Source organism: Cohnella abietis, from assembly GCF_004295585.1.
Classification (GTDB): Bacteria; Bacillota; Bacilli; order Paenibacillales; family Paenibacillaceae; genus Cohnella; species Cohnella abietis.
The window spans coordinates 6,017,289-6,030,152 of record NZ_AP019400.1; the positions used below are offsets into that span (position 1 = coordinate 6,017,289).

General features: G+C 44.9%; 8 protein-coding genes. All 8 read right to left on the reverse strand.

Features of this window, described 5'->3' with window-relative positions; all coding sequences use genetic code 11:
- Window positions 1-23: 23 nt before the first annotated feature.
- A complete protein-coding gene (locus KCTCHS21_RS26290) occupies window positions 24-6,017 on the reverse strand; it encodes a LamG-like jellyroll fold domain-containing protein (RefSeq protein WP_130614994.1) in 5,994 nt (1,997 codons plus the stop codon).
- 321 nt (window positions 6,018-6,338) lie between these two features.
- Window positions 6,339-7,124: a DeoR/GlpR family DNA-binding transcription regulator gene (locus KCTCHS21_RS26295; protein WP_130614996.1), complete on the reverse strand. Its 786-nt coding sequence runs from the start codon at window positions 7,122-7,124 to the stop codon at window positions 6,339-6,341.
- A 116-nt stretch (window positions 7,125-7,240) separates the two neighbouring features.
- Entirely contained in the window at window positions 7,241-8,368 is a 1,128-nt protein-coding gene (locus KCTCHS21_RS26300; protein ID WP_130614998.1) for a HupE/UreJ family protein, read from the reverse strand.
- A gap of 46 nt (window positions 8,369-8,414) precedes the next feature.
- Window positions 8,415-9,260, reverse strand: a complete 846-nt coding sequence (locus KCTCHS21_RS26305; protein ID WP_130615000.1) for a PHP domain-containing protein — start codon at window positions 9,258-9,260, stop codon at window positions 8,415-8,417.
- A complete protein-coding gene (locus tag KCTCHS21_RS26310) occupies window positions 9,257-10,453 on the reverse strand; it encodes an alpha-D-ribose 1-methylphosphonate 5-triphosphate diphosphatase (RefSeq protein WP_130615002.1) in 1,197 nt (398 codons plus the stop codon). Before KCTCHS21_RS26310 ends, KCTCHS21_RS26305 begins: the two co-directional genes overlap by 4 nt.
- Window positions 10,450-11,151, reverse strand: coding sequence for a phosphonate C-P lyase system protein PhnL (locus KCTCHS21_RS26315; RefSeq protein WP_130615004.1), 702 nt, complete (start codon window positions 11,149-11,151; stop codon window positions 10,450-10,452). Before KCTCHS21_RS26315 ends, KCTCHS21_RS26310 begins: the two co-directional genes overlap by 4 nt.
- 15 nt (window positions 11,152-11,166) lie before the next feature.
- Window positions 11,167-12,000, reverse strand: coding sequence for an ATP-binding cassette domain-containing protein (locus KCTCHS21_RS26320; RefSeq protein WP_130615006.1), 834 nt, complete (start codon window positions 11,998-12,000; stop codon window positions 11,167-11,169).
- Window positions 11,993-12,862, reverse strand: a complete 870-nt coding sequence (locus tag KCTCHS21_RS26325) for an alpha-D-ribose 1-methylphosphonate 5-phosphate C-P-lyase PhnJ (RefSeq protein ID WP_130615009.1) — start codon at window positions 12,860-12,862, stop codon at window positions 11,993-11,995. The genes KCTCHS21_RS26320 and KCTCHS21_RS26325 overlap by 8 nt, the downstream gene beginning before the upstream one ends.
- Between the last annotated feature and the right edge of the window lie 2 nt (window positions 12,863-12,864).

Here is a 12,864-nt window from a genome sequence, read left to right on the forward strand (position 1 = left end):
TTCTGTTAATCTTTTGTAGTTTGTTATTTGATGTCCTTATTTAGCATCTTTAACAGCACCTGTGCTACTTCCGCTCGCGTTGCATTATGCTGTGGATAAAACATTTTGTTGCCCGAACCTTCAAGCAAACCAAGCTTTGCCGAGAAATTGATCGCGTCCTGCGACCAGGATGCAAAACTATTGCTATCTGCAAACCTTTGACTAGCAGCAGTTGCTAGCACACCGCTAAGATTTTCATAAACCCGCACTAGAAGGACAGCCATTTCTTCTCGTGTGATAGTTGAATTAGGTTCAAATTGATCACCATGCCGCCCTTTCACTAAGCCAAGCGCTGCAGCGCCTCCAATATAGCTTGAATACCAGGCATCCGCAGGCACATCTCCAAAACTATCAGTTGATTGCTGCGGGATATTAAAGGTTTTTACGAGCATAGCAATAAATTCAGCCCGACTTACTGCTTTATTAGGTTCGAATTTATTCTCGCTTACGCCTTCAACCTTATGCTTTGCACTCATGATTTCAATTGTTCGATAAGCCCAGTGGTCTGGCATCACGTCTCCATATCCTTTACGGTACTCCATAACGACATAACGTCCGCTTTCTTCAATGTCAACGCGAATACCCTCTTCAATCGCTTTCCCGCCAACGTATTTCATGCTTCCATCGTCTAACAGTCTGTACACCCCATACAATTCTCTGTCAGCTCCTGGCGCTACCGAGAATACCGCTTGTATAGGCTTCGATAACCGCTGAGGCATAGGGACCGAATTTTTATTATCAGACAACGCGTTAAACGATATTTCATACATGGCCGTAACGGGGTTAAGCTTTACTCCTGCCGAAACCCGTTCTTCTGCTTTACGCACCCATTCTTTCTTCGCAGACTCCACAAGAGCTGGGAATGATAAGACAATAGGGGCTTTCTCTATTTTGTTGTCCGAAAATTGTGCTTGTAATGACTGCAATAGATTTCCAGGCACTTCTAGGATAAGTCCGTTCTTCTTCAATTCCACCGAACGGTTGCCCAGAACCGTACCGGCATCAACCGCAAAAACAGCTTGCTCTACATCATCTTTCAGCTGAATACTCTGTTTGGCTGAAGGTCCCGTAAAATCCGAGTTATTGATTCGATAAATTTGTTTATTAGCTGGCTCAACGACAGGGTTATAGGATGAACCACCATTATTCCCGTCTGATTTAAGCTCCACAGTTATTGGATAACTGGTTATTAAATCTTTGTACACCGCTGTAATAACCGATGTCCCTGGCTGTAAGCCCTTAATCACTCCCGGACCTTCAATCCGCAATATATTGGAATTCTGCGTTGACCATTCTGCCCATTGGGTAACATCGCGGGCTGCCGACTGACTGTAAGCCGCTTCTAAAAGATACGTACCCAACTCTCCTACACGAATACTAGATGGTCCTATTAAGCGCAGCGACTTCAACCCGTCCTCCGACTCAACGGGTGGTGTAGAGCCCTTAACAACTAGCATAAACCCAGCGGTAAAAGAGCGATATGTTGCCGTAATTTGAACGGTGCCATAATTGTGGGCATTGACTACTCCGGTCACGGGATCAATAGTAGCGACATTAGGACTCTCGCTTCGATAAACCACACCATCGCCTTGCTCTGGTTGCGTTACTAACCCGTCACTGAAGGTAGCCTGCAACGAGGTCGTACCACTTTTACTTATGTCCAATAGAGATGGACCGGTAAATACGAGTGATGTCAGCTGCGCCTCTTCGGGGTCAATTACGACGGGCTGCTCCGTAATGTTGATCACCCAATCCGCGTCTAGACCCCGGAATGAGGCGTGAATTATTGCAATCCCACGGCTTACAGCAATAATTGCGCCAGTCACAGGATTAACCGTAGCGATATCCGGTCGATTTGAGGTATAAATCACGCCGTTAGCTACGTACTCAATAGGCCTGCTGGCATAACTTATTTTCGCTTTAAGCAACGCGGACTCTCCGATTTTCAATGATCCTGGTCCTTCTAGTAATAGCAGCTGTGGTGCATCTTCCGTTATCGTGATTATCTTGCTTGCGACAAGTTTGCCATATACCACTGTCAGCTTCGTCGTTCCGCTGCGTAATGGTGTAATTAGTCCTGAATCAGATATTGAAGCGATATCTGGATTCGAGCTCATATAGATAACACGCTGTTGAATAATCGTTTCTACATCATTCAGATCCTTCTTCTTGACGACGGCTTGTCCTGTCAGGCCAACCGTCCAATCGCTCTGAATGTCCCACCGTATAGAGGTTATTTCTTCTGGAGTTTTACTGGATGCATATAAGCTGTATAAAGCTTGCACAGCTGCATCTGAAAACACTTTATCGTAAAGCTGAACAAAGTCGATTTTACCATTGAAATAATTGAATGCTTTCCCGGTAGCATCCAAAGAGGCTCCAAGGGTCAGATCTATTTTGCTTGAGCCGCCTATAGCCCCACTCTCAGATTGGCTAGCCTCTAACACGCCATTAAGGTAAAGCTTTGCTGTATACCCGTCGTACGTTGCTACAGCATGATAAATTTTATTAGCCTCCAAGCTTGTAGTGCTATTGACGATTACATATGTCCCCGCTTTATTGAACATGTCCCATACATAGAAACGAGCAGTTAGCTTCTTGTTGATCGGATTATATTCCATGACATAATCAGACTGCTTGTTCTTAGCAACAATCGTCTGAGCACTGTATATATCCTCCAAAGAGAAAGCTGTAATAATGGACATATATTCTGGACTTAGTGACGGTTGATGTGGAACACGAACATATGCGTCACTACCATTAAGCGACAAGACATTCTTACCAAAGCTTGGATCATAGCCTACTCCCGGTGAACCTATCGCTTCACCATCATGATGAGATGGGCCACCGTCTATAACAGCCGATTGCTCAAAGCTATAATCGAGCTCTGGTACCTCATTCTCTCCAGCCATAATTCTTCCTGGGATGAGATATGCTCTCGACAGACTTGGAGACATCCAATCTCCCGTTGAAACGCCCGCCTCTATTTTGAAGGTATACGTGGTGCCGGGCCGCAGCGCTTTGAGTATAAATTGTCGATCAAGCTTAGATACGGTAGCAATGTTCTGACCATCCATCGAAATTCGGTATTTGTCTATGCCAAATTCGTCTACAGCTTCCGGCCACGAAATCTGTAATCCCCCTGCGGCACCGGGTTTAAGTTCGATCTGGGTGCCATTAGGCCATAGCTTTTCTATGGGGCGTTTCATCTTCATTTTTATGACTAAATGGGATTTGTAGGTACTATCAGTATTCTCTTTACTATATAGGCTCACTGTATAATCGCCCGATACTTCCTTCAACCCAATGCTGACCCCTTTGTCAGAGGCCAACCGAGCTTTAGCATAGGAAGTAATGTCCAGCTGTCGCCATCCCAGCTTATTAGAAAATGGCAAGCTTTGAAGGCTTTCATTCATATTCGGCATATTAGCAAAAGTAATCGTGTTCTCATTCCAATTATTATCTGAAATTCCAAACGCGGTAACTTGCTGAATTATGCTGTCGGTAGCTCTTACATCAGTAATTGAACCGTACATATTCAGCGTAACTGATTCAATGTCTTCCATATCCTCCCGACTGATGCCACTTAAATCATATTTCAAAATCCCATAACGCAAGTTTGTATTAGCTGCTAAGCTATTTTTGATGTCTACAAACGGCTGACTACCGTAATTGTCAGTGCTTGGACTCGCTTGAACGAAGGTATCATCTGTTACGGAAGCTATGACTTTACCGTTTATGTCAGGTATGGATTTTGCAGTCACTATCACTTTGGTTGTCGCCGTCAGCGTCCCGTCACTCACTTTTACATTCACTGTACCTGCAGACAATCCAGTAATGACCGCTTTATTACCGGTCGCATCAATTTGTACAATGCCAGTTTGATCAACCTCCCATTGCAAGGGTGAGCTCACCGGATAAACAGCTGCTGCTAGCACAATAGCTTCTCCTGTTACCACTTTTGCTATCGCATGGTTAATACTAATACCTGGTAGCCTATAGCTAAGTGTAGGACCGTTATCTGTTAAATTTCCCGTCCTATCCATTGCCTCTACCCGAAATGAAACCAGCTCGCCTGGTCTCAGATCAGCGACAGTATATGAATGCGTTGCACTAGTAAGCGTAGACAGTAGCTTATCGTTCTTAAATACCTGGTATTGTGTAGCACCAACGCTATCCGTTGCAGCATTAGCCGCTGCTGTTGGCCATGTTAATTGATACTCCGTTGGGCCAGTCAGTACGCCCGTTAAGCTGCTGTTGGCCGGCCAGATCGGAGCACCGCTGCTGTTCTGGGTTGCTTTAATTTTATATAATTGCTGTACTTCTGCATCGTCTAAAGCTTTCTTAAAAATTCTAAAATCGTCTAAATTTCCTTTGAAAGCCCAATTTCCCTTGCCATCCTTACCTATATTTAAACCTAGGCTTGTGTCAATGTTGCCCGCATTCGCAATATTGAGCGATCCCTTGAGTTCATTATCAACATACACTTGTGCCAAACTACTGCGCTTATAGGACACGACAACATGATGCCAGCTGTCATCACCAACTACAAAGGTTTTTGGCAAATCCACTCGAGCTGTCGATGCTCCTTTGTAATTCACCGTTAACTTCCCCGCAGTCACACCTATTTGCCAACCAAGATTGCCGCCACTATCCCAATCTTTATTGGAAATGACCGTCATTTCTGAGCTTGGATCATTGGTTTTCACCCAAAAAGAAATACTAAAATCTTGAGCTGTGCCGAACTTAAATTTACTTGCGTTTAATTCGATCGAGCCGAATCCACTTGTATCGGCAGCCTTCTCCCCGATTATTCCTTCACTATAAGAGAGCCTATCTTGAGCTATACCGTGATTATTGTAGCCCGAAGCATCAAGCACACTTCCTTCAAACGGCAGAAAAAGCAGCTGTTGATCCATCATTCCCGCTTCGACAACTTCCCCGAAGCTCTTTGAAGGACCACTATTGCTTACATTCCCCAGCCTATCCATAGCCTCTACCCTAAATGTGACCTTCTCATTTGGAATAAGATCGGTCACAGTATACGAATAGGTGTCGCCACTTACGGTACCCACTGACTTATCATTTTTATATATCTGATACAGCGTTGCGCCTATGCTATCTACCGAATTATTAACCTCTGCCGCTGTCCATGTTAACTGATATTCAGTTGGACTAACGGGAACTCCCGTTAGAGAACTGTTCACAGGCCAGAGTGGAGCGTTACTGCTATTCTGTGTAGTCTTAATGGTGTACAATTGCTGAACTTCTGTACTGTCTAGCGCTCTCTTAAAAATTCTAAAATCATCTAAGCTTCCTTTATAAGACCAGCCGTCATTACCGTCCTTACCTATATTTAACTTCAAGGCTGTATCGATGTTACCCGTGTTAGCAATATCAAGTGTGCCCTTGGACGCATTGTCGATATATACGGTTGCGAGACTACTGCGTTTGTAGGATACAACAACATGATGCCAGCTACCGTCGCTCACAACAAAGTTTTTTGGTAAATCCACACGTGTTTTTAAGGCACCTTTGTAATTTACAGTCAGTTTCCCTCCGGATACTCCTATCTGCCAACCAGGATTGGCCCCGCTTGTCCAATTTTTATTGGAGACAATCGTCATATCAGGACTTTGATCATTCGTTTTCAACCAGAAAGATATAGTGAAATCTTGAGAATCGCTAAACTTAAACTTATTGGCGTCTAATCCAATTGATCCTAATCCAGTTGTATCTATAGCCTTATCTCCGATCGTCCCAGCGGGATAAGATAACGTCCCTTGAGCGGTACCGTGATTTTTGTTGCCTGAGCCATCTAATACACTTCCTTCAAATGGCAGAAAAAGCAGCTGATCGTCCAACATTCCTGGTTGAACGGCTTTCACATAAGATGGCATATTGAAAGATGAAATAAGTAGAAAAAATACTAGTGAGCTTACTATCAATTTGCTAATTTTCTTTTCAATAATGAACATTTATTTGTCCTCCTAGCTTAATTTTGCTTTTGCTATCAATGGCTTACTAGTATTCTGACTTAACAAGTTCACCTTCTTTTGGTTTGGTTTGTTTCTCTAACTATATAATAGTTTTGTTAAACACATATTAAATGCATGTTTATTAATTGTTTTTTACTTGTTTTTATTGTTTTTGACTTTGTTTTTTTAGTAAGAACAAACTAATGCTTTTATTAAAAAATTACAACCAACCGACAACAAAAATAGGCCAACCAGTAAAAACTGGCTGACCTGACAATACAAAAAGCCCAAGTTTTTCACTGGGCAAATAAACGTATTTTTCTATTTAGCGTGAATCCAGTTAACATCTTTTATTCCAAGGTAATCTTTCCACTGCTTTGGAACAGCCACATCACTTACGATGCAATCAACCTCGTTCAAATCCGCTATCTTATAAAATTGCATCAAGCCGAACTTCGATTGGTCGGTAAGAACAATGGATTGTTTAGAATGCTCCATCATCTTTCCAGCCATTCGTCCTCGTTCCTCATCAAAGCCTGTAATCCCTTTATCCATCATGATTCCATCTATAGAAATAAACGCTTTATCTGCGTAAAAGCTTTCCACCATTTTTTCTGCGACTGAACCTGCGACCCGCGAATGTGCAGCGTTAACCTTCCCCCCAATGAAAAAGATATCGCCTGAGAAGATCATTTTATTATTGTAATCTATCAGCAAGTGTAATACAGGAACAGAGACCGTAAGCACCGTAATATTTTTTTTGTTCAATAAATAATCAATCATATGCAAAGTAGTCGTGCCATCATCAATAAAAATAATATCATTGTCTTCTACCAGAGCAGCAGCCGCCCTGCCAATTCTTCGCTTCTCCTCAGCGTGGATGACTTCTCTTTTCAGATGGGAAGGCTCCTCACGAGAGAGATTAATTTTAACAGCGCCACCATATACACGCTTTAGTTTATTTTCCTCTTCCAGCTCCTCCAAATACTTGCGAATCGTCTCTGAAGACACCTTGAGTTTAGTCACTAAATCGTTTGTAGTCACTTTTCCCTCTAGGTTTAGCTGATTCAATATATAATTCTTGCGCTCCTCACCTATTAATGACATAAATGAATTCCCCCTTAGCCGTTGTATTCTTCTGCAATTATAGGAGAACATTTAAGTATTTGCAAAATTTTTTCCGTACATTGGTTACTTTTGATTGAAATTCATTGTTTTTCAGCTCAAGGCATTAACCGTTGTATCGTCCAGAAAAGACCTATCGCAACGATAACACCCGATAACCACCGCATAGTCCACATATGGAAAGAGCGTTTCTGCCACCACGACAGCAAAGGTAATAGCGCCAAAACTAGAATCAACTGGATCACTTCGATCCCTAGATTAAAGCTAATAAGCACTCCAGCAAGATGCTCCTTAGTAATTGGCATCTCTTGCAATGCGCTAGCAAATCCTAATCCATGCACCAAGCCAAAAAGAAAAACAATTATCCAACGACGAGAAAGGCCCTTTCCCCAAATATTTTCAATGGCCGTATAGCAAATGCTCAGTGCAATAATGATCTCCACCCATTTGGACGGGAAATCCACCCACCCTAAAACTGCTAAAGTCAATGTTAGGCTATGTGCTACTGTGAATGCAGTTACAATTAAGGCATACTGGCGGATCGTTTGGGGTCGAAGTAGAAACGTTAATAAAAACAATAAATGATCGTACCCGCCCAAAATATGCTCCACACCGAAGAAGAAAAAGGTTTTTAGGGTAGAAATAAGATTGGGATTGGAAACATTGCCCTCATTGGGCTGGGGGGACGCATTCTCGGGAAGCTGTGTTTCCCAGCTACGTGTGTCTCCCTTTAGAATCGTTTCTACCATTTCACCGTTATACTGATAAACCAAAAAATGCACATAATTAGAAATAGAATCATTCAGAAATAACGAATCTTCCACTCGAATAGTGCTTCCGGGAGCTACAGCTGGAAATTCTATTGCAAAGGTAAGCATCGTCCCGTTCGTCATGTCTTCAAGTACAATATCAATAATATTACCTCGCTGAGGCAAACCATTATAGCTTAATAGAAGGTTGCTCGCTATCCAAGATTCTAAGCTAGCTTCCTCTTGAACAATTTCTTCCTTTTCTACCCTATTGTTATGGTTACTATCTAAGTCTATCTTTTCTATTACCGATTTCTCATCAATCGAGAATTCAAACGTTACAATCTGTTCTGATACGGTTAAAACACCATATGAAGCGCTATTAGCGTGAGCCGAAACCTGTGATGCTGTTCCCATAAACAACAATCCGAGGCAAGCCAGCAAGCAGGTACATCGTATTAGTAGCCTACGTATCATTTTATCTGAATCCTCCCTGTCTGAGCTGTCTGGCTTGGTATCCCTCTTAAGTAGCCTTTTCCTGCAATCTCATCAGATGCTCTTCCCCAATGCTTTTGCTGCCCAATGGACATCCCTCGCGTTCACCGTAGAAGCCATGGAAGTCCGATCCTCCGGTTTGCAGCAGGCCAAAATTAACCGCGATTTGACGCGACAGCTTCTCCGCCTGCTCATCATGAAGGGGGTGGAGAACTTCAATTCCCTGTAGCCCCGCCGTTTTCCATGCTGGTACAGCCGCAAAATTATTAAATTGCTTCGGATGGGCAAGTACGGGAACGCCACCTGCTTGACGAATGGCATCGATAGCGTCATAGACGTTCACGTAATCCAGCTTCATGTAAGCAATCCCTTCAGCTGCCCCGTCTTCTCCGCGGGAAAATAGTTTTTTGTACAATGTGCCGTAAATCGTCTCCGTGTACCCCTTGGTGAGCAAAGCGTGCATAATATGCTGCTTATAAACTCCCGTTCCGCCTACTGCGTAGCTTTCTACCAGTTCCCACGAGATATCGTATCCTGCGGCTATGATCCTCTCAACCATGGCATAAGATGCTTCGTGCCGCTTCTTGATCATAGGCTCGCATAGCTCAGAGAGCGCATTGTGCCCCGGAGTGACGTATAAGCCAAGAATATGCGCACGGGTTTGCCTGGAATAATCGTACGCCGAGATTTCAATTCCTGGAATGATATGAACTCCAAGCTCATGCCCAATGAGCTTGGCTTCTAGCAATCCGCTAGTCGTATCATGATCCGTGATGGCCAAGTGGGATACCCCTTCCTCCTTTGCCATGGAAATCACTTCGCGTATCGTGAAGGAATTGTCGGATACTTTCGTATGGCAGTGCAGATCAATCATGCGCCCTTCTCCTCCTCAAAGAAATTCGCCGCATAGACGACGGTTCCGCCAACTAGCGTGCTGCGCACGATCGGGTATTCGTCATGAAGCTCCAACACGACCAAGTCGGCGACTTTCCCTACTTCTACTGAACCAAAATGAGCTTCGATTCCAAGAGCCTCTGCCGGATGATAAGTAACCATGCGTACAGCTTTAGACAATTCAATTCCGCTCGCCACAATGTGGAATAAGGCCGGTAGTAAAGAAGAAGGATGATAGTCCGAGCATAGAATATCCGCAGCGCCTGACTTAATCGCATCGATCGCGCGCATGTTATGGTTATGAGATGCCCCTCTAACGACGTTGGGAGCTCCAACGCTTACGTGCATCCTTTTGGATGCGGCCGCTTGCGCTGCTTCCAGATTTACCGGGAACTCACTGATGGCCACGCCTAGCTCATGCATCCAATTCACCTTATCTAACGTATCATCGTCATGCGATGCGGTAACGACCCCTTTGGACTGCGCATATCGGACGACTTCAGCTATCCGGCTCCAATCGACCTGATCCTTTAAGCCGCTCAGCTGGTCTATCGTACGGTCCGCTTCTTCACGCGTCATGTTCTCGCTGCCCATCAAATAATTCTGATACACTTCACGGTTGCTGTACTGGCCTTGGCCTGGAGTATGATCCATTAAGGAGAGCAAGTCGATTTGCTCACGGTCAAGCATTCCCTTCACCATATCGAGACCTGGAACGTTCGTTATCTCGTAACGCATATGGATGCGATGACGAATCATCGCAGGTTCGCCTCGTTTGCTAGCCACGAATTCAACGATCCGCGCTACCATCTCATCATTGCGTACAGGAGTCCCGTCTGAGGAACAAATAGAATGATATAAAGTCGTAATGCCTACAGCCGTCATTTTCTTCTCCAGCTCGTACATCGCCATCTCCAGTGGGAATATAGACCCCGGACGCGGCTGAACCTCCCTCTCAATAGCATCGCTATGGGTTTCGATAATGCCAGGCATAACGAACATTCCCGCCGCATCCAATACCTGTGCCTCTGGCGCTTCGAAACGTCCCGTTCCACTCTCTGCAATAGACGCGATTCGTCCTTCGCGAACAATTACATCCCCTTCGTACACCCGATCGGGTCCAATAATTCGCCCATTTTCGATCACTAACGGCTTTCCGCTTAACCCGTTCATACTCCCATCAACCTTCCGTCGCGCATGTTATATTCCTCGTCCACAACCTTCTCCATGAAATCCAGATCGTGGAATATGCCTATCATGCTAGTTCCTTGCTTCTTAAGATCCATAATCATATCGCGCACCGCTTCTTTAGAACCGTTGTCCAATGAGGCTGTCGGCTCGTCCAATAATAGAAACTTAGGACGTTTCACCATGGCGCGTGCTAGATTCAACCGTAGCTTCTCACCGCCGCTGAAAGTATTGGGATACGTATCCCACAGCGATGGAGATAAACCGAAATGACTTAGTATCGCACGTGCTTCGGCAGATGCAGCAGCTACATGAGAACCTGCGGCCACCAATTCTTGCTCTACCGCCTCAAGCGCTGTAATTCTTGGAAGCAGCTTCAGGAATTGCGATACATAACCAATTTCCTTCAACCGAATATCAACGATTTCCCTTTCGGTGGCTTTCGCCAGGTCTATTCTGCCGAAACAATCAGATTCGTAAACCATCGTACCTTCTGTCGGAATGTAGGTCCGATATATACATTTAAGAATAGTCGACTTTCCTGCGCCGCTTTTGCCAGTAATCCCGATAAAAGCGCCATGCTTCAATGTGAGATTTATGTCAGTACATGCAGTAATTCGTTTTCCTTCGAACTGATGAAGATGAAACGTTTTGCTTAGGTTTTCTATTTGCAGCAATGGCATTTCGGTAAACCCTCCCTACAATAACGAGTTAATCAGCAACTGCGTGTATTCGTGCTGCGGATCCTCCATGATCTGATCGGTCAAGCCTTGCTCAACGATACGTCCGTTTTTCATGACGATCGTCCGATTCGTTAGCATTCGGATTACAGAGAAATCATGCGATACGACAACCATCGTAATCCCGAGCTCCCGTTGAATTTGCCTAATCAGGTCCAGCACGTTCGCCTGAACAGATACGTCTAGACCTGTCGTTACCTCATCCAGCAGCAAGAGCGGCGGATTATTCGCCATCGCTTTCGAGATTTGAACGCGCTGCTGCATACCACCGCTAAAATATCGCGGCTGATCGTCAATACGTTCTATCGGAATGAGCGTTTTGCCCAAGAGCTCCTTCGCACGATCCCTAATCGTTCCGATATGATAGCAATCCGCCATAAGTAGCTTCTCGGCAATATTGCCGCCCGTGGAGTAATCAAGCCTCAATCCGAGGTGGGGATTCTGATAGACCATACCCATAAGATGATTGCGAACCCAACGCTGCTGGCGATTGTTGAGACTATATAAATTCGTTCTGCCTTCTTCGTAATTTTGCAGCAGATATTCCCCGGAAGTCGGCTGTTCATCGAAGTACAACGTCTTTACGAGTGTGCTCTTTCCCGAACCGCTTTCGCCGACGATGCCGAGCACTTCGCCAGGATAGACATCGAACGATACATCGGCGCAAGCCACTATTGTCCCGCAAGCCGGACAAATATTGCTAGCAAACTGTGGCCCGGTAAGCTCCAAGCAAGAAGCACAGCCTCTGCCGTATAGCTTGCTTAAATTACGCAAAGTCAACATGTTATTCATGCCATTCAGCTCCTATGCTCACGGTTTCGCCTTCGGCTTCCTGCTGCTTCTTGCCGCAGTAGCTCGTATCCGAGCAATAATAATGGCGTTCTCCAGAGTTACGGTCGAACGATTCCTCCAAGTACGTGTTCTTACTGCCGCATTTTTCACATCCGCCTTCAAAGCTCTCGACCGTAAACGGAAAGTCTTCGAACTGCAACGGAACGACGTCTGTATGGGGAGGAATGGCGTAAATCCGTTTTTCGCGCCCCGCTCCGAATAGAAACAAAGTATCCGCTTGATGAAGCTTAGGAACATCAAACCGGGGAATCGGAGACGGATCGCAAATATAGTGGCTTCCTACCAGCACAGGATAATCATACGAAATCCGGATTTCGTTCCACTTTACAATATCTTCGTACAGATGCACCCACATTCTGCTGTAATCCCTTTCCGCGTGCATCCTTCTCGTTTCCTGCTCACTCGGCTCGACGGTCCGTAGCACTTCCGGCTGCGGGACTTGAAAGACAAGCACCTGATCTGCAGACATTCTTTCTTCAGGAATACGGTGCCTTGTCTGGATTACCGTTGCCTTGAGCGTATCGACAGTCGTATCTACCTCACATGATCTGCTAATCAATTCTCGTAAATTACAAGCATTTACACTATCGTCGTTTCCTTGATCAATGACCTTTAATACGTCTTTCTTACCGGTAATCGCCAGCGTCAACTGAAGACCTCCCGTCCCCCAGCCTCGGGCAATCGGCATTTCCCTAGAGCCGAAAGGCACTTGGTAACCCGGGATCGCAATAGCCTTCAGTGTCTTGCGGCGGATTTCCTTCTTCGTGTTCTCGTCCAGAAATCCATAATTGTAAGCGTTCATGC